The sequence below is a fragment of the Deltaproteobacteria bacterium CG11_big_fil_rev_8_21_14_0_20_49_13 genome, from assembly GCA_002796305.1.
GTDB lineage: Bacteria > UBA10199 > UBA10199.
In genome coordinates, this window is record PCWZ01000074.1 from 1 (window position 1) to 17,945 (window position 17,945).

The 17,945-nt window shown below is 49.7% G+C and carries 15 protein-coding genes; 3 read left to right on the top strand and 12 right to left on the bottom strand.

The window, feature by feature from the left end:
• Nucleotides 1-44 precede the first annotated feature (44 nt).
• Genes COV46_07105 through COV46_07115 form a run of 3 tightly spaced genes read left to right on the top strand, consistent with a single transcriptional unit; the run spans nt 45 to nt 3,068 of the window.
• The gene (locus tag COV46_07105; protein PIR16725.1) at nt 45-797 is read left to right on the top strand and encodes a hypothetical protein; all 753 of its coding nucleotides are present in this window, start codon (nt 45-47) and stop codon (nt 795-797) included.
• Entirely contained in the window at nt 794-1,549 is a 756-nt protein-coding gene (locus COV46_07110) for a hypothetical protein (GenBank protein PIR16726.1), read from the top strand. The genes COV46_07105 and COV46_07110 overlap by 4 nt, the downstream gene beginning before the upstream one ends.
• The gene (locus COV46_07115; GenBank protein ID PIR16727.1) at nt 1,542-3,068 is read left to right on the top strand and encodes a hypothetical protein; all 1,527 of its coding nucleotides are present in this window, start codon (nt 1,542-1,544) and stop codon (nt 3,066-3,068) included. Before COV46_07110 ends, COV46_07115 begins: the two co-directional genes overlap by 8 nt.
• Nucleotides 3,069-3,152: 84 nt before the next feature.
• Here COV46_07115 and COV46_07120 read toward each other — a convergent pair whose 3' ends face one another.
• The 12 genes from COV46_07120 to COV46_07175 all read right to left on the bottom strand — a co-directional run bounded on the left by COV46_07120 (nt 3,153) and on the right by COV46_07175 (nt 17,889).
• Nucleotides 3,153-3,365: a hypothetical protein gene (locus COV46_07120; protein PIR16728.1), complete on the bottom strand. Its 213-nt coding sequence runs from the start codon at nt 3,363-3,365 to the stop codon at nt 3,153-3,155.
• 1 nt (nt 3,366) lies between these two features.
• Nucleotides 3,367-5,658 carry a hypothetical protein gene (locus COV46_07125; GenBank protein ID PIR16729.1) on the bottom strand — a complete coding sequence of 764 codons (2,292 nt, stop codon included), beginning with the start codon at nt 5,656-5,658 and terminating at the stop codon, nt 3,367-3,369.
• A 4-nt stretch (nt 5,659-5,662) separates the two neighbouring features.
• Nucleotides 5,663-6,925 (bottom strand): hypothetical protein, encoded by a 1,263-nt coding sequence (locus COV46_07130; protein ID PIR16730.1) that lies wholly within the window; start codon nt 6,923-6,925, stop codon nt 5,663-5,665.
• Between the two features lie 99 nt (nt 6,926-7,024).
• Nucleotides 7,025-9,562 carry a DNA mismatch repair protein MutS gene (locus COV46_07135; GenBank protein PIR16731.1) on the bottom strand — a complete coding sequence of 846 codons (2,538 nt, stop codon included), beginning with the start codon at nt 9,560-9,562 and terminating at the stop codon, nt 7,025-7,027.
• Between the two features lie 86 nt (nt 9,563-9,648).
• Nucleotides 9,649-10,551 carry a site-specific tyrosine recombinase XerD gene (locus COV46_07140; protein ID PIR16732.1) on the bottom strand — a complete coding sequence of 301 codons (903 nt, stop codon included), beginning with the start codon at nt 10,549-10,551 and terminating at the stop codon, nt 9,649-9,651.
• 178 nt (nt 10,552-10,729) lie between these two features.
• Nucleotides 10,730-11,819 (bottom strand): peptide chain release factor 2 gene (locus tag COV46_07145; GenBank protein PIR16733.1). Its coding sequence is split into 2 segments (ribosomal slippage): nt 10,730-11,752 and nt 11,754-11,819, totalling 1,089 coding nucleotides; the frame shifts between segments, so codons are not numbered across the junction.
• A gap of 44 nt (nt 11,820-11,863) precedes the next feature.
• Nucleotides 11,864-13,498: an apolipoprotein N-acyltransferase gene (gene lnt / locus COV46_07150; protein PIR16734.1), complete on the bottom strand. Its 1,635-nt coding sequence runs from the start codon at nt 13,496-13,498 to the stop codon at nt 11,864-11,866.
• A 190-nt stretch (nt 13,499-13,688) separates the two neighbouring features.
• The gene (gene ybeY, locus COV46_07155) at nt 13,689-13,988 is read right to left on the bottom strand and encodes an rRNA maturation RNase YbeY (GenBank protein ID PIR16735.1); all 300 of its coding nucleotides are present in this window, start codon (nt 13,986-13,988) and stop codon (nt 13,689-13,691) included.
• Between the two features lie 94 nt (nt 13,989-14,082).
• Nucleotides 14,083-16,371, bottom strand: a complete 2,289-nt coding sequence (locus tag COV46_07160) for a hypothetical protein (GenBank protein PIR16736.1) — start codon at nt 16,369-16,371, stop codon at nt 14,083-14,085.
• On the bottom strand, nt 16,340-16,714 hold the full coding sequence (locus COV46_07165; protein ID PIR16737.1) for a hypothetical protein: 375 nt from the start codon (nt 16,712-16,714) through the stop codon (nt 16,340-16,342). Before COV46_07165 ends, COV46_07160 begins: the two co-directional genes overlap by 32 nt.
• A complete protein-coding gene (locus tag COV46_07170; protein ID PIR16738.1) occupies nt 16,711-17,175 on the bottom strand; it encodes a hypothetical protein in 465 nt (154 codons plus the stop codon). Before COV46_07170 ends, COV46_07165 begins: the two co-directional genes overlap by 4 nt.
• 531 nt (nt 17,176-17,706) lie before the next feature.
• Nucleotides 17,707-17,889, bottom strand: a complete 183-nt coding sequence (locus COV46_07175) for a hypothetical protein (protein ID PIR16739.1) — start codon at nt 17,887-17,889, stop codon at nt 17,707-17,709.
• Nucleotides 17,890-17,945 lie beyond the last annotated feature (56 nt).

The following is a 17,945-nucleotide window of genomic DNA, read 5'->3' on the forward strand; positions in this document are numbered from 1 at the left end:
GCCAATGGGTTTTTAGAGGTGCCCTGTATTATTGAACAATAACGATGCCGCAATTTCTAATAAATAAGTCCTCTATCAAGGACAATAAGGCGACCGTTACGGGTAGTGACGCCAAGCATATCTCTCAAGTCCTTCGTCTTAAAAAGGGCGATTGGGTAATGCTGACCGACGGCCGTGGCAACCGCTGGAAGGCCGAAATCACCGTTATCGGCACAAAACATGTAGAAGCGAAGCTCTCGGCTAACGTGCCAACGAACCAGAATACTAACGCCGACCTAACCCTTGCGCAGGCCATTATCAAGCACGACCGGTTCGAATGGATAATCCAAAAGGCGGTGGAGCTTGGATGCTCAAAGATAATCCCATTCACAAGCGAACGTACCATCCCCAAATTCGGCTCCTCATCCAAACTTGTCCGCTGGCAAAAAATAGCCCTTGAGGCGGCGAAACAGTGTGGAACATCCATCCGCCCGGAGGTTTTCGCCCCGCTACACTTTTCCGTCCTTTGCAAGGGACTCCCCCACTACGATCAAAAAATACTGTTTTTTGAAGGTGAAGATAAGAACGACTTGAACACTTCTGCTCTCGCGCACCCCTCGACTTCGCTAGGGGCAAGCTTACGCACTATCATAATCATCGGTCCCGAAGGCGGCTTCGCCTCTCATGAAGTGGAATATGCCAAGAAGGCGGACGCGGTCTCTTTGAGCCTTGGACCGCTTATTTTGAGGGTGGAGACCGCGGCTATAGCAGGAATAACGCTTGTGCAACAAAAACTGGGCTATTTTGATAAAATATGACCGGAACCCCGCCTTTGATACTTGCCCATCGCGGAACGCGTAAATATGCGCCGGAAAACTCGATACCATCTTTCATCAAGGCCGTCGAACTGGGAGTAGATGGAGTTGAGTTCGATCTCCTTTCCACCGCCGACGGTCTCCCCATCGTCTGCCACGATGACAACCTTCACAAGCTCTCAAACAAGCATCTTCATATCCATAGAACGAACTGGAGAGACCTTAAAGATGTGGACATAGGAAAACTCTTTAACCCTTTCTATGCCGGTGAGAATATCCCGACATTGAAAGAGGCGCTCGAGGTTCTGGCCGGCAAGAATATGTTCATAAACATCGAGCTCAAAAAACAGCCCCAACAGAACGGCGACTTTGTAAAAAATGTGGTTGAGACGCTGGATCTATACAAGGGGAGTTTCAGGGGCGTTCTTCTATCTTCGTTCAGTAAAGAGCTCCTTTACCAGGCCGGAAGAGCGGCGCCTCAGATCGACAGGGGGCTCTTGCTCCTCCCCAGAGCTTTTTTCTTCCTAGATGCGCTATTTTTTGGTAACATCCTTGTGGTCCAATGGCTTAACATACATACTTCGAGCCTTGGCGGCCGCATAATGAGGCATGCCAAGGCCAAAGGACTTAAGGTATTCGTATGGACGCCGAACGAAGTTAATGACATTAAAAAGGCGCTAGAGGCTGGCGTAGACGGAATAATCAGCGACGAACCGGTCCTTGTAAAAGAAGTAGTAAGAGAACATTATGGCTGAATTTGAAAGACCCGAAGAGACCGAGCTTGTAGACGTGAGCGAAGTTTCTGAGATGCTCCCCGAAGAATATGGGCCCGGAGGCAAGGTCCATGAGATGGACGATGAGCCCTATCTGGAAGCACGAGCGACCGTTGCAACGCTGAGAGAACGCTTTGCAGAGTTTCTAATAGATTCGACAGTACTTTTTTACCTCTATTTTCTCATAGGCATCATTGCGAGGCGGGCGTTCTACGGCTCATGGTCCGGTCCCCTTCCCTTTTATGGTTGGCAGGGTCTGGCATTCAACGGATCGTTTTTCTTTGCCGCGTTCATGTATTATTTCATCTTTGAGAGCGTCTTCTTTGCCACTCCGGGAAAATTCTGCGCTTGGATGTATGTGCGGCAAAAGAACGGTGAGTTCCCTGCGATGGCCTCGATATTTATCAGGAACGTTTTCAGGCTGCTTGATTACCTCCTGCCGTTCATCCCCTTCTTCTGCATGGAGCTGACCCGCAAACATCAAAGACTTGGCGATTTCGTGGCCGGAACAACCGTCATTAAAAAACATGGGATAAAAGAAACCCAATATAGCATCACGATGGCCAACATCGCCTCCGCCTCGGGAAGGGTCGTCTCTGCTCTCCTGGACCTTTCACTGGCCGGTGCGGCCACTTTCGGCTATCTTTTGCTCCTATCTCCCGACCATCCCGAAACGAGCAAGTGGCTCCTTTTGTTCACGCCGCTCGTTCCATTGATGTTCTATGTAATAACGGAATCTTTGACCGGCACAACACCGGGTAAATGGCTCTTTGGATATGCCATAACACAGGAAGATGGCACGAGCGTCCCACTTTCCGGATCGCTCGTTCGTACCTTCTTGGCTATTTTCGAACTTAACCCGCTTGGACTGCTTGTTATCTGGCTTTCGCCAAAACATCAGCGCATAGGCGACCTCGCGGCGGACACTTTGGTTACCGAACAGAAAAGGAGATGGCCCGGAGGAGCGGCGCTTGTGGCATGGATCCTTCTATCAAGCTTTATCTTTATGCTTGGCTGGAACAACGAAAATAATTTCCTAAAACCAAGCTTCAAGTTCAACTTCTATCCCACTTTTGAGTTCATGGGAAGCTATGCCGACGAATCGGCATATAAAGAGCTGACCATTACGCACATTAGGTTCGCGGTGAACGGTCCTGATACCATAAGGACGCCGTCTGTCTTTCAGTCCGGCGAGAACGTATTTATAATCTCCGACATCTACGGCTATGAGCGTTCCGGACGAATGGTATGGCTGCAGGAAGATCTTGATGTAAGGTACCCCGACGGTTCCATTGGCCTTCATCAGGAGAACATAGTCGATTACCATCAGGTGATAGAGACCAGAGGCGCAGTTGAACTTACGAACAGTTTGAAGCTACCATCCGATGCAAAAGATGGGACATATACCGTTACGATAACGGTTCGAGACCTCTTTGGCCACGAATATAAGATGATAAAAACCACCTTCGACGTAAAAACACCATCCGTCCCGCCTTCGTAAAGAACAGGGGCGCCCTGGACGGCCGTTGAGAATTTAGCAGCAAGCATGTAATCAGTTATCTGTTATCTTTTTGCCGATGACCAATCACCGTTTTTGCGCGGCGCGGGAGAGCGCGTCCTTGAACCTGCGCGCCTTTTGAAGGTTCTCTTCCCGTTCGCGGGCAATGTCGTCCCAGACCGTATCGCTCATCGATTCAGCGACCGACTTCTTTTCATACCTTCTGTCCCTTATACAGACGAGCACAAGATACGCGCCGAACAAAAAGAATACGGTAACACTTAAGAGTATCCAGAACATGTCAAAGCACCTTTAGTATCGACTCTCTGAGCGAGTCAAGTTGCTCCTTGGCGGTGATCTTCTCACCCTTAAGGTCCTTTATATAGAACGAATCCTTTGCCGTATCGGCGTCCGTCAGGATCTTTGCGACACCTATCGAATACCCTTCTTTGAAGATAACGCTTGCAAGATCGAAAAGGAGCCCTACCCTGTCGTTGGCCATTATGTCCACGACGGTATAAAACGCCGAGACATCGTTATCCATGACAACACGCGGCGTTACGGGTGCCACACGCTTTTTAAAGATGACCGCCCTCTTCTTGATAAGCTCATCCACCTCTTTTTTGCATGCAAACACGTCTTCAAGCGTCTTAATGACCCTTAAGGCCAACTGTTCAGGTACGGGACCGCCTATCTCGTTCACGACACGCAGGACGTCAAGGACCACGCCGTTCCTGCCGGTATTGAGGTCCGCCTCTAAAATGTCCACATTGTGCGCCGTCATAACGCCGGATATCTTGGAAAATATGCCAGGGGCGTCGCGGGTCATGATGATGAACTCGGAATGGTTGTCCTTGGCCGCATGCTTTACCAGTATCGGCTGGGTGGTAAAGTTGCGGAACATGTCTACATGACACATGACACAATCTATGTTGTGGGCCATAAAATAGCGCTCCGGCATCGAAGAGAACCATATCCTCACATGGCCGTCGTAGGTCTCTATCGCCGTCTTCTTTATAAGGTCTATCTCTTTCTTCAAATGTTGCGCCTTGAATCCGGCGATATACTTTTTAGAAGAGTTGTAAAGTTCCCCCAGAAGCTTTTCTTTCCATGCGCTCCAGACGTCGGGGCCTATGGATGCGATATCGGCATAAGAAAGTACGAGTAGCATATCTAAAAGCTCTTCATCGCCTACAGAATTGGCAAAGTTCTCTATTAAATGAGGGTCTGCAAGGTCCCTGTTAAAGGCTATTCTGGGCATTATAAGGTGCGATTCGACAAGGAAAGAGATCCTGTCGGCATCGTGCGAGGAAAAACCAAGCTTTAAGGCCTCTTTTTTGGCGATCTCAGCGCCCAAATGGACGTGGCTCGTATGCTTTTCGGGGAGTTTTCCTATGTCGTGAAGGAGTGCCGCGAGGAGAAGCATGCTCTTATTGCCTATCTTCTTATAGACCTCGTGAAGAAGATGATGGGTCTCATCTTTCTCCAGCTCTAAAAGCCTTTTGACCGTGAACATCGAATGAACATCCACCGTGTAGACATGATAGGCGCCGTACTGCGTCCTGAAATAGATATCCTTGAACGATGGTATTAGACGGACGATATCGCCGGTTTCGTGCATTATTAAAAGCGCCCGATAAAGGACATCCGGGTTGGCGGCAAGCCTCTGCCATGAAGGGGCTCCCCCTATTATCTTTTTTATCCGTTCATGGCGCCAGTGTCTTATCATTCTCTTGTAGAGCGGCGCCGCTCCATAGGTTATTCCCTTTGAACCTCCATGGATAAGGGATGTCGCCTTGTAATAACGGGCCATAAGCTCTTCTATGGGCTGGTTCAATCTGGCGGCGATAGCCTTCTGGTTCTCAAAAGTGAGCCTGTCCTCCCTCTTTCCGGCCAGGAGATGAAGATGGGCCCGGAGCCTGAATAGGAACTCCACCTCTCCTTCCATGCCGCTCAATATCTTTTCGTGGGCGTTGTTAAAGAGGACCTTATCTATCCACTGTGCGGTCTGAACTTCGCGCAACCCCCCTTCGCTCTCTTTAACATGGGGCTCCAGCACATAGACAGAATTGCCGAACTTTGCGAACCTTGCCTCCTGCTCTTTGTATTTGGCCCTGGCAAAGCGCCTCTTCCAGAGACGGCTTTTAAATCTGCCATGAAGGAGCTTGAAGAACCTGTCCGCAAGCTCCCTGTCACCGGCAATGAACCTCACATCGAGCATGGCCGTTTGGGCCCGTATCTCGCCTTCGAACATTGCGGCGCAATCGCCTAAGGCCCTTGTCGCACCCCCGGCCTCGAACTTAGAATCCCACAAGGGATAAAGCACCCCGTCAACTGTCTTTTGCACTACCTTAAGGTCGCCTTCGTATAGGAACATGAGATCCACATCGGAATATGGGCTCATCTCTTCGCGTCCATATCCTCCCAGAGCGAAGACCGCCATCCTGCTATTCTGGGAGGGGTTCGTTTCAAAGAGCTCCCTCACCACCGAATCCATGGTGTTGGACCATATTTTTTGTATATCGAAAAGAGACGTTCTTTTTTCGAGTTCGTTCCTGAATTGTTCAAGGCCTTCTGTTAGTCTTTGTATCATTTATTTATAACGTCTTTGGTTTATAGTTCTTTATATTGTCATAAAGCCCTCCCGCAACGGAGGCCGCAATTATTCTCTGATAGGCGTCTGTCTTTAGTCTCTTCTCCTCCTTTGGGTTGGAGATATATGAGGTCTCTACCAGTATCGACGGGCATTTTACACCGACCAGCACATAGAAAAGGGCCGACCTTACCTTGTCATCTTCTATATCCGAATATTTCTTTGAAAGGCTGGAGACGATCTTTTTATGTACCGAACCTGCCAGAGCCCGCGAACCGTCTGTTGCCTCGTTCTGAAGCATGGTAGCGATTATCTTTTCAAGGTTGGAGGTCTTGCGGCCGGCATATTTATTCTCCTGCGAGGCGAGCCTCTCCGATGCCTCATCGCTTGCATTGTTAAGATAATAGGTCTGAATGCCTCTCTCTTTTCCGGACTTGGAAGCGTTTGCATGGACCGAGATGAAATAATCGGCCTTCTTTTTGTCTGCGAACCTTACCCTTTCGCCCAGATCCAGGGTCTTGTCTTCGTTGCGTGTAAGATAGACCTGCACGCCTTCTATCTGTTTTTTCAGTTCGGCCGCTATCTTCTGTGAGATGGGGAGCGTCAGGTCCTTCTCTTTGACCCCATCGGGGCCAATTGCGCCGGTGTCGTTTCCGCCATGCCCCGGATCAAGGACGACTATTATGGACTTTGCCTTGTTCTCGGTCTTTCTTGGCGGGACCTTTACAACAGCTGCTTTAAGGTCCGTCTCATTCATCGGGGTGCCGGCATCGACCGCTTCGAGATATTTTTTGGCCTCCCCTGCCTTATCGCCGTTCTTGTAATATTTGATGACCTTGATAAGGTCCTTTTTGGCGCCGTTCTTGTCGTTCAATTTCTCCCACTCGATGCAGGCGGCCCTAAAATAGGCGTCGTCGGCCAGCTTGTTGGTGGAATAGGCCCTTGCAAATGATCCGTACTCTTTCACGGAGCGTTTCCAATCGGCCAGATTCTTGGAGTTGAACGCGAGTTCTTCGTACAGGCGCCCCAAACTATACTGCGCCTCGGCACCCTCGGGACTCCTTGCATATTTCTTTCTCACCATTTCGAAGAGCCTGATGCATCTTTCCCACGGTTCACGAAGTTTTTGGGCGCCTGCGTCCCCCCTTAAGTTGGCATAACATTCGTGCGCGGAATTGTAGGCCTGATCGGCGGTCTCGGCGAAAGAAAGACCATAGATCATGGACCATAGACCATAGACCAAAAAAACGAGAACCAATTTTTTCATTATCTCCCCCTAATACCACCCTTCGAGCGAGTCCAGTCCACGGCGGACGAGTCGAGAAGTGACTTTATCTTCTCGACAGGCTCGAAGAATAAAATCGCTCTATAACTTGTTTTTCATCTCGTGCAACACATTTAGCGCCTCGATAGGCGTCAACGTGTCCAGATTAACGCCTTTCAGTATATTTTGCAATTGAGAATCTCCTTCAAAAAGGCCCATCTGCCTCGTCTCTTCGCCCTTAAGTACCATCTCCCCCTTTTCGAGCTTTAAAAGAATCTCTTTTGCGCGCGTCACAACCTCCTGCGGCAACCCAGCAAGACGCGCGACCTCTATACCGTAGCTTCTGTTAACTCCGCCCGACACAAGTTTTCTAAGGAATATTATCTGATCGTTCCACTCTTTGACCGCCACGTTGAAGTTCTTTATCCCCTCTTTGGTGAGAGCAAGGTCGGTCAGTTCGTGGTAATGCGTGGCAAAGAGGGTCTTTGCCTTGATGCGGTCGTGCAGATATTCGGCGACCGCCCATGCTATTGAAACACCGTCGTAGGTGGAGGTGCCTCTTCCTATCTCGTCTATGAGGATAAGGCTTTTATCCGTGGCCTCTCTGAGTATCACCGAGGCCTCTCTCATCTCTACCATAAAGGTCGATTGGCCCTTAACGAGATTATCGGAGGCTCCCACACGGGTAAAAATCCTGTCGACCACACTTATTGATGCGTCACTTGCGGGAACAAAGGAGCCCATCTGCGCCATGAGGACGATAAGGGCCGTCTGCCGCATGATGGTCGATTTGCCGGCCATGTTCGGCCCCGTTATTATCATCATCCGGCAATCGTTCATGTTGAGCGATATATCGTTAGGGACGAAACGTTCCGTGCTGTTGAGCTTTTCTATGATGGGATGGCGCCCGCCGGTTATCTTTATCTCGCCGTCGTTCTTTACAACGGGCCTTGTGTAGCGGTTGTCGTTGGCAACGAATGCAAGCGAAGCAAGCGCATCGAGCCGACCTAAGGCGTCGGCCGTCTCTGCAAGCCTTCCGGCGAATTCCGCCGCGTACGTCCTTACCCCCGTGAACAACTCATGTTCTAACTGGCGGATCCTCTCTTCGGCGCCCAAGACCTTTTCCTCGTATTCTTTGAGTTCGGGAGTTATGAACCTCTCGGCATTCGCTAAGGTCTGCTTTCGGATATAGTTCTCCGGCACCTTGTCGGCATGGGTATGCGTTATCTCGATATAATAACCGAAGACCTTGTTATACCTTACCTTAAGTGAACTTATTCCGGTCCTTGTCTTTTCGGAGGTCTCGAGCCTTGCGATGAACCCTTTGCCGTCCGTTGCAAGCGAGCGAAGTTCATCCAGCTCCTTAGAAAAACCCTCTTTTATAAGCCCCCCTTCTTTTACAGATAACGGAGGTTCGGCGACCAACACGCCCTCTATTTTCTCTAAAAGTTCCCTGCAATCATCAAGCCTCTTTACGATACTCCCTAAAAGACCGCCTGCGCCGTTAAGATTCAACTTTAGCCTTGGTATCACCTTAAGCGATTCCTTTAGGGAGACCAGCTCTCTGGCATTTGCGCTTCCGATAACTATCCTTGAAGTGATCCTTTCAATATCTGCAATGAGGGTAAGATCGTTCTTTAGTTCTTCGAATAATTTAAAATCATCCTTTATGCTCTCGACGGCGTCGAGCTTGTCATCAATGGCTATCGTGTCTAAAAGAGGATAGAGCATCCACCTTCTTAGGGTGCGTCCTCCCATTGCGGTCCTTGTCCGGTCAAGGAGCCAGCTCAAAGAACCGGTATGCGATGCCTCGGACATCGTGCGGGTGAGCTCTAGGTTACGCTTTGTTGACTCATCGACCACCATATGCTGATCGACGGAATATGCAGTAACGCTCTTGATATGACCAAGCTCCCTCTTATGGGTGTTCTTTAAATAACTGATGACGGCGCCTACAGATGAATATGCCTCGCTTGGAACGCCTTCAAGGGCGACCTCTTTGACCAGAGGGTCAAAGTTTGGATCGTCAAGGACGGTCAACATCGAAGCAGAAAGGAGCGGTTTTAATTTCAAAAAAATCTGCGATTCAGAGAGTGAGCGAGGCACAAGGATCTCCTTGGGTTCTATCCTTGCCAGCTCCCTTATAAGATGTTCCACGTCCTTGAGGGCCGCCGCCCTGAAGTCGCCGGTCGAAACGTCACATATGGCAAGCGCGAACTCTTCATTTATCGCCGCCAGATAATTGTTCTCGCCGGCAACTAGGCTGTCGGTCTCCATCAGAACGCCCGGCGTTATGATCTTTATTATCTCGCGCCTAACGATACCCTTGGCCGTTTTGGGGTCTTCAACCTGCTCGCAAATAGCCACTTTCTTGCCGCTTGAGAGGAGCTTTGAGATATATCCTTCCGCCGCATGGTACGGAATACCGCACAAAGGGACCGGGTTTGCGTCGCTCTTATTTCTTGAAGTCAATGTGATATCTAGAAGTTCGGAGGCTATTCTGGCGTCGTCAAAGAACATCTCGTAAAAGTCGCCTAATCGAAAAAAAAGGATGGTCTCTTTGTCCTCGATCTCGGACTTTATCTGCCAATACTGCTTAAGCATTGGCGTAACGGACGTCTGGTCTGAATGCGTTCCCATTAGACTAAATGAATTAGCAAAAGGTTTTTCCGAAGTAAAGCTCATTAGAGAAAAGACCGATAATTTTGATTACGTCAAGTTGAAGATCATGATCTTGGGTGGAACTTCTTGTAGATCTCCTTAAGATGTTTCGTATCGACATGGGTATATATCTGGGTCGATGATATATCGGAGTGGCCGAGCATCGTCTGAACCGAGCGGAGGTCTGCTCCCCTTTCAATTAAATGCGTTGCAAATGAATGCCTTAGAGTATGAGGTTTAATGTTTCTCTTTATCCCTGACTTGCGGGCAAGTTTTGTGATGATGTTCCATAACTGTTGCCGTGAAAGCCCCCTTCCCAGTCTCGATATAAAGAGCCTGTCGGGTGAATCGGGCCTTGTAAAGCTCGGTCTCACCTCTTCCAGATACTGTTTTATCACGGTGCAGGCAATGTGGCCAATGGGTACTATCCTCTCTTTGGAGCCTTTTCCCATCGTCATCAAATAGGTAAGGTCGTGATCTGTTGTGCCGAGCGTCAGCTGGTTCAGCGAAAGGCCCACAACCTCAGAAACGCGCAAGCCGCAGGCGTACATGATCTGAAGGATGGTGTAATCCCTGAAGCCGTAGCTGGTATTCACATCGGGCGTAGCGAGGAGGCTATCGACCTCGCTCATCGTCATTACCTCGGGGAGCCTGTGCCATTTCTTAGGGAATTCGATCTTTGCCGTGGGATCGTAATCAATGATCTTCTCGCGGCGCAGGAAATTAAAGAGCCCCCTCACGGAGACCATGTGTCTTGAGACCGAACGGCTCTCAATGCCGCTCTTGTGAAGGTTGACCAGAAAGGCCAGGATGTGAGGCTCTCTTATCACTTTAAGATCGGTTATCTTCTTTGACTCGAAGAATTCCGACATCAAACGCAGGTCGTGGGCGTAAGCAGAGACCGAATTGGGGCTTAACCCCTTTTCGACCCTGACATAGTTCACATATGAATCTATCTCTTGGAACATATTTTCCAACTTCACATAACGTCCGTTCCGCGACCTTAGAGATAAACGGATGACCGGCTGGGCGAGCGGCCCTAGGTGCCGGTTTCGCTGTGTTTGAGCGAAACCGGACACCGGTCGCTCGAACACCTTACCCGCTCCTTCAAAACCGGTCGCGGAACGGACGTTATGTCAATGAACATCATTTCTTCAGCAAGAAAGCGCGGATGAAGTCGTCGACAGCCCCGTCCATTACCGACTGGACGTTTCCGCTCTCACAATTGGTCCTGTGATCCTTCACCATCTGGTAGGGCTGGAACACATAAGAACGTATCTGCGAACCCCACGCTATTTCTGACTTGGCCGCTTCCACCGCGTCGCGCTCTTTACGCTTCTTATCCATCTCTAGATCGTAGAGCTTTGCCTTCAGGATCCTCATTGCCATGGCCTTGTTCTGATGCTGGCTCCGTTCGTTCTGACAGGCGACGACTATTCCGCTGGGGAAATGGGTCAGCCTGACCGCCGAATCGGTCTTGTTGACCTTCTGGCCTCCCGCCCCACCGGCGCGGAATGTATCGATACGAAGGTCCCCCTCACTTACCACTATCTCAATATCGTCTTCTATATCGGGAAGGACGAAGACGCTACAAAAACTTGTGTGGCGCCTCTTGTTAGCATCAAAGGGTGAGATGCGCACGAGCCTGTGAACCCCGTTCTCGGCCCTTAGGAAACCGTAGGCATATTCGCCGGCAACGGTCAGGACAACGCTCCTAAAACCCGCGCCGTCCCCTTCAGTGAAGTCGACCACCTCGTTCTTATATCCGTGCGCGTCGGCCCACCTGCGGTACATGCGAAGGAGCATCTCCGCCCAATCGCAGGCCTCGGTTCCGCCAGCGCCGGCATTTATCTGAAGGATGGCCGAGGCGGTATCGTTCCGGCCCGAAAGCATCCTCTTGAACTCCATGTCGGCGGCACCTGTCTCTATGCGGGTAATTTTTCCCTTAGCCTCGGAAATAAGCTCGGGGTCTTCGTCATCACCCATGAGCTCAAAAATGGCGCCAACATCGTCCAGATCGCGAGAAAGGGCTTTCCATTCGTTAACGAGCGATCTTAGGAGATCGAGCTCTTTCAGAACGGTCTTTGCCTTTATCTGATCGTTCCAGAAACCTTCGGCGTGGGATTCGTGTTCTAGCGATGTTGCCTTGTTCTCTTTTTTAGAGAGGTCAAAGATGCCCCCGTAGTTCGGTCACCTTTTCTTTTGCAGAATCGTATCTTTCGCGCAACTCTTTCATATGTAATCGCCGAAGGCGATCTGTCCAGATAGGGACAGGCTTCATTACCGCCATAGCCGATCCCTCGCTATTTTGCAGAGCGCCGCCTGTTTGGGAAGCCTGCCCCTGTTTCCAATCCCGCCAGCCGCCAGTAAAAACACCGCTATAAGCCCGCATCCATAAGCGAACCAGTCACCGTACCTTGTATACAAACTGCTGCCGGTGCCAAGCTTTATATTTGAAACAATCATCCCCTCTTCAAAGAGCCCGCTCTTGGAGATGATCCTCCCGACCGGGTCCACCACGGCGCTTATACCTGTGTTCGCCGCCTTTACAAGAAAACGCCTGTTCTCGACCGCACGGAAGACCGATATCGCCAGATGCTGCAAGGAGGCCGATGACCTTCCATACCAGGCATCGTTGGTTATTGTCACGATGAAATTCGCCCCTTTTTTTATGAACGCCCTCGCTATTTCCGGAAAGAGGTCCTCGTAGCAGATGAGAGGCGCTATTTGAAATCCGTCGGTGAAAAGCGGTTCGCTGTTCTCACCTGCCGCAAAATTTCCGACAGGTGCGGTCAGCTTTTTGGCGAAAAAGAGCAGTTTTTTGTATGGAACATATTCACCGAACGGCACAAGGTGCGCCTTGTCGTATCTTCCCAGTATATGCGCATTACCGTCGAGAAGGAACGCGCTGTTGTAGAGCGCCCTTTTGGAGCGGTCAAAACTTATCCCCCCCATAAGGAGGTACGTATTGGGATCCTTTTCGAATCCCGTTAGGCCCATGAGCGCAGGATCGAGCGAATCCACCTTAACGTTCAATGGAACGGGATAACTTGCCTCCGGCCAGACAATAAGGTCGACGTTGCTGTCCCTAAGGGCAGATGTTAACTTTTTAAGCACAGCTATCTGCTCGGCTTCGTGTCCTTCCTGCCATTTTTCATCCTGCGGAATATTCCCCTGCAAAAGCGCGGTCCTTATAGAAGGCCAAGCGCCCTTCTCTCTGTCCATGTAGTTTATTCTGAAAAATCCGTAGACGAGCATGAGTGCAACCAATGCAACTGCATACCACGTTTTGTCATTGCGAGCTCGCAGAGCGAAGCAGTCCCACGCACCGGATCGAGTCGTCGCCTGCGCTCCTCGCAATGACACAAGAACCGCAACGGTCAGATTCGCCGCTATCATTATATATGTCAGCCCGTATATCCCTACGATGTCGACTATCTGGATAACGGGAAGATATGCGTACTGCGTGTTCGTGATATTCCCCCACGGAAATCCGTTGCAGGGGATGTAGTTCATTAAGAGATCGCAAATGACCCAAAAGATAGGAAGCGTCCAGTATCTGTTGATGCCGGTCCTCTTTTCCACCCATGAGGCAAATAAGGACGCAAGCGCAATATGTGACGCCAGAAGAGCTATCAGAATCGCTAAGACCCCAACGCTCACGAAGGGATTCAAATGACCGTAGGTATTAAGCGCCGTGTAGAGCCAGTATAACGAGATCCCATAAAATATGTACCCTGAGAGAAAGGTGTAAAGAAAGGACCTTCTGGGGCCCGTATCTTTGATCACATAGAAAAGAGGAACTAAAGAGAGCCATGCAAGGAACCCCAGATTTGAAAACTGAAAATTACCGAAGATGGTTGGAAACGAGAAAGCGGTAAGAAGACCGGATATTATCACCAATAGTATGTTCATATAGTTATTGGGCGCCGCTATAAACCCATTGGTGTGTCATTGCGAGGAGCCGTAGGCGACGAAGCAATCTCCATAAATCAAGTGTTCGCTTAGAGATTGCCGCGCCCCTTCGGGGCTCGCAATGACAGGGTAAATAGGTTTTTAGAGGTGCCCTATTGTCATTCTAAACTGTATTCACGAGATCCTTCGCTTACGCCCAGGATGACATACATCCGATCAATAGCTTCCACTCCCGTTCCCGCATCCTGCAAAAGTCCTTCAAATTAGTATCGTTGAAACCTGCTATATGGACCGTGCCGTGAACGGCAAGCCTTAGCACCTCTTGCGTAAAGTTCACACCCCGTTCCTTTGCCTGTCTCCCGGCCGTATCTATAGAGATATATATCTCGCCGTGGTCAAAGGCTATGACGTCGGTGGCCCTCTTTTCACCGAACCACTCACGGTTAAGCCTCTTTATCTCCTTATCGGTGACCAAAATTATATCTATCATCCATTGTCATTCCCGCAAAGGCCTGCCTTCCGAAGGCCAAGGCGGGAATCTCGTTGTATCAGCTAGACCCCTGCTTTCGCAGGGATGACATGCTTTATACACTGTTCCCGTTCTTCCCGTTCTCTTCAAGGGTCTCCTTGGGATATTCTATCCTCTGGTGATATATTCCCATGAGTATCTTTGTGAACGACTTTGCTATGTCGTGAAGGTTCTTTAAGGTCAGGTCGCATTCGTCAAGCTGAGCCCCGGTAAAGCTCGTATTAATGATATCTTCTACCATCTGTTGGATACGCGCCGGGCTTTTTTCCTTGAGTGACCTGACGGCCGCCTCGACCGCATCGGCCAGTAAAAGGATCCCGGCCTCCCTTGTTTGCGGCTTTGGCCCATGATACCTGAAATCCTTTTCATCTATCTTTTGAAGCGCAGGGTCGACATCTTTGAGCGCCTTATTGAAGAAGAAGCTTATCATCTTGGTGCCGTGGTGCTGCGGTATCATGTCGGCTATTTTTTGGGGTATATTGTAATCGGCGGCAAGCTCCATCCCGTCCTTCACGTGCGAAGCTACTATTAAGGCCGACATATGAGGGGTCAGTTTTTCGTGGCGCGATTCGCAGTCGGTCGTGTTCTCCACAAAATAGAGCGGCTTTCTTATCTTACCAATATCATGATAATAGGCGGCAACACGCGTTAACAGCGGGTTAGCTCCGATCGCCTCCGCAGCGGTCTCGCCAAGGATGCCCACCAGGTGCGAGTGATGATAGGTTCCCGGCGCCCTTATGACAAGTTCACGCAGTAAGGGATGGTTGAGGTTGGCTAGCTCAAGGAGCTTGATGTCGGTCGTATATCCAAAGACATGTTCGACAAGCGGTGTGATAATGGAGACCAATATCGAGCACGATATGCCGCCTATAATGGCAAATGAAATATACCAGAAAAGGTTTGTGGCGGTAAAAGTCTCGGTCAGGGAATTGCCGTTCACCATCTGAATGCTTATCGCCGCAAAGATGTTTATAACCGATGTATGGATGCCTGCCTTGAATATGGCTGAACGCTTGTCCGCGTAGGCGATAGAGGCCGCGGCGGCAACGCATGAAATAAGGCAATAACCGGTGTAGTTGAGCGAGTTCCCGACAAAGACGCCGGCAAATATACTGACAACTACCGAAAATACGAGAGCTGTTTCGGAATTAAGGATGAACCTGATGAGCATCGCGGCGCCACCGACCGGGATAGCATAATAAAAGGCGGTTAGCGGAATATCGACCCCTATCGAATGATAAAGCGCCCTTGAAAGCCCAAGAGATAGCCGAAGTAAAAGAAGAATGAATATCAGGACCGAACCCATGAAATAAAGGTCGGCCCTGTGCGGAGCGAACTTCTTTATGTATCTCTCCGCAAAATAATAGGTGGAAAGGATCACAAGCGCTACCAGAATTAACGTACCGATCACTTTGAACGGGGTGAAGGTCTTCGATTTTTCAGAACGTATGCCGTTAAGTATGATCACGTGTCTCGGCTCATAACGCGAACCGACACGTATTATCGTTTCCCCGGCGTCAACTTTTATGACCACGTTCTTGACGTTCTCGGTAGCGGCCTTTTTCCTGCTCTCACTCTCCTGAAGATTATAGGCAAGGTTCGGCTGAACAAGCTCGGAGATGATGGGACTGAAGTCAAGCCCACCCTTTTGCTTGGATTCCTTTATTTTCTTCCGGAGATCATCGACAACGGTTATTCCTGCAAGCTCCTTGACGCCCAAAAGCTTCTCTTTTCCTTTCGGATCGAGCACAAGAAAGCCTTTTGACTTATCTGAAAGTATGGATGACGCATCGCCGATGACGTAACGGTTCATGGCAAGCGACACCTGTGAAGTGATGACGTTCTCGGCCTGTCTTCCAAAATTGTTCTCAGCGAGCTTTGTCCAAAGATGATCGGGCACCTTAATGTTCAGCGCGGACTCGAAGTTGGATTTGATAACGGCCGGACTTTCTCCTTCTACCAGGCTTTTTCTTGCCGTTTCAAAGGCCCGGGATACTCCCTCGTTGATCCCTTTGGCAAGTTCGGGATCAAAATCATATACGACCGCCACCCCTTTTAACGCCTCTTCCTTGAACTTGTTGGTGGCCTCTGTATCCACTATATCGTAATTTCTGTCAGCCCTTATGTCGTTCTGAGAGATAGCTCCGGAAATAACCTCATCTGGAATATATGTGATGGAAAAGGTCATTAAGAAAGTTATGACCGTGCAGAGGATAATAAAACCTATCCAGCCAAGGATAGGGCTCACCTTGAAGGCGGTCCAGCTGACAAAGTCCGACTGCCCTATCCTCCCGAACACATCGCTGAAATTCCTATGAGCTCTTTTGTCTTTTTGCATCTTCATCGTATGCCCTAACTATCGCCTGTACCAGAGGATGCCTTACAACGTCGGCATCGGTCAGGCACACAAAGCTTATGCCGGGCACATGTTGGCCTCCATGACGCCGGAAGGGGTTCCACGCGGGAGGTCTATTTGGGTTAATATCGGCAGTGACTATCACCTTGGGGTCAAACCCAAGGCGGGTCAAGAACCTCTTCATCTGCTCTTTCGTGCAATTCTGCGCCTCATCTAAGATAACGAACGCGGAGTTAAGCGCGCGGCCGCGCATGAACGCTAGCGGCGCCACTTCTATCTTTCCATCGTCTATAAAATGAAGCGAAAGTTCTGACGCTTTTTTTTTCTTCATTTTTTCTTTGGTGGCGGCGCGCCCTTTGACTGCTGGGGCTGGCTTTCTGCCTGCGCCATTATCTGTACCTTGAACTCGCGGCGGCGCATCTTTTTGTCAAAGTCGACCAAAAATATCTCTTCGTACGGGTCCAAAACAAGCAATGCGTCTTTTATGGGAACGGAGATGCTTCTGCCTAAAATGGCCGCCTGCACTCTGGGGTTCACGTATATCTCTTTCTTTTTCTTGTCTTTGGCGGCCGCTCCTTCTCCGGCAAATACCTCAAATGCGACTTTGAGCTCTTCTATCACCTCCGGCAAAGGCTCTAGTAACGTGACCCCTGCACCAGGGCCGGAAATTATCACGGTTGCGAGGCCATCCTTGCCGCCCGAATCGCGGATGGCAAATTTGACGTCGTTAGAAACATTAAGGACATCCACCTCGTCGGTCGTGTTGATGAAGTAGCTCTTCAAAAATGTCATGATTTGCAGGAGGTTAGCTGAAATAGTTCGCCATTGCAAGTGGTATCGTTCTCACCAATATAGGGCTGGTTAAGCATAAAAAAAGGGACAGGCCACTTTTTAAAAGTAACCCGTCCCTTTTTTGGAAATGTGAGGGGCCCGGGGCTTGAACCCGGAGCCCGCAGATTAAGCTCTCTTGTTGTCTCCGCGTTTCCCCGGAGTGTCGGACTATATCATCATCCGTTGCTCTAACGGATGCCGGGCGCTATTTAAGGGCTTATCGGTAACCATCCTCACCCTTTAGTCTCTGCACCTTCCAAGCTACTTTTCTTGGTTTCACTTGGCTTGGCTCAGGATTAGCATTTTAAAGCTTTCCCTGAATTCACCCGGTTTTTCCGCGTTACCTTGCGATAACGGGGACCCTTAATCTTATTGAGTCTGCTGCTCTACCATTGAGCTAGCCCCCCATCGATCTGTAACTTAATGCCTTCTATCCAACCTAGTATCCTATACAATAGGTCTTTGTCAAAAATATTTATTTAAATCGTGCTGTTATAAAGTCTGTTCTTTCTGTGTCCTACCTAACATCATCACCTGATTTTCAGAGAGCTGAATATCCTTACACCAGTTGCTGATAGTCCCCTTAGCCGCTGGTACTTTGCTTTTTATCTCGCTGTAACTTAGCCCATGGGTTCTCAACTGCCTTGCCAGCTCCTGCATTTGCCGCTTGGCCATATGAAGCACCTCTTAAGACTGGGGGCTGTGGATAGTCATATATCCATAAAAAATCA

What these genes read in the sequence shown, in the direction of transcription:
- COV46_07110 (PIR16726.1), top strand. Translation starts at nt 794, where the DNA reads ATGACCGGAACCCCGCCTTTGATACTTGCCCATCGCGGAACGCGTAAA.
- COV46_07160 (PIR16736.1), bottom strand. Translation starts at nt 16,371, where the DNA reads ATGAAGATGCAAAAAGACAAAAGAGCTCATAGGAATTTCAGCGATGTG.
- COV46_07130 (PIR16730.1), bottom strand. Translation starts at nt 6,925, where the DNA reads ATGAAAAAATTGGTTCTCGTTTTTTTGGTCTATGGTCTATGGTCCATG.
- COV46_07115 (PIR16727.1), top strand. Translation starts at nt 1,542, where the DNA reads ATGGCTGAATTTGAAAGACCCGAAGAGACCGAGCTTGTAGACGTGAGC.
- COV46_07165 (PIR16737.1), bottom strand. Translation starts at nt 16,714, where the DNA reads ATGAAGAAAAAAAAAGCGTCAGAACTTTCGCTTCATTTTATAGACGAT.
- COV46_07125 (PIR16729.1), bottom strand. Translation starts at nt 5,658, where the DNA reads ATGATACAAAGACTAACAGAAGGCCTTGAACAATTCAGGAACGAACTC.
- COV46_07135 (PIR16731.1), bottom strand. Translation starts at nt 9,562, where the DNA reads ATGGGAACGCATTCAGACCAGACGTCCGTTACGCCAATGCTTAAGCAG.
- COV46_07170 (PIR16738.1), bottom strand. Translation starts at nt 17,175, where the DNA reads ATGACATTTTTGAAGAGCTACTTCATCAACACGACCGACGAGGTGGAT.
- COV46_07175 (PIR16739.1), bottom strand. Translation starts at nt 17,889, where the DNA reads ATGGCCAAGCGGCAAATGCAGGAGCTGGCAAGGCAGTTGAGAACCCAT.
- lnt (PIR16734.1), bottom strand. Translation starts at nt 13,498, where the DNA reads ATGAACATACTATTGGTGATAATATCCGGTCTTCTTACCGCTTTCTCG.
- COV46_07140 (PIR16732.1), bottom strand. Translation starts at nt 10,551, where the DNA reads ATGTTCCAAGAGATAGATTCATATGTGAACTATGTCAGGGTCGAAAAG.
- COV46_07120 (PIR16728.1), bottom strand. Translation starts at nt 3,365, where the DNA reads ATGTTCTGGATACTCTTAAGTGTTACCGTATTCTTTTTGTTCGGCGCG.
- COV46_07105 (PIR16725.1), top strand. Translation starts at nt 45, where the DNA reads ATGCCGCAATTTCTAATAAATAAGTCCTCTATCAAGGACAATAAGGCG.
- ybeY (PIR16735.1), bottom strand. Translation starts at nt 13,988, where the DNA reads ATGATAGATATAATTTTGGTCACCGATAAGGAGATAAAGAGGCTTAAC.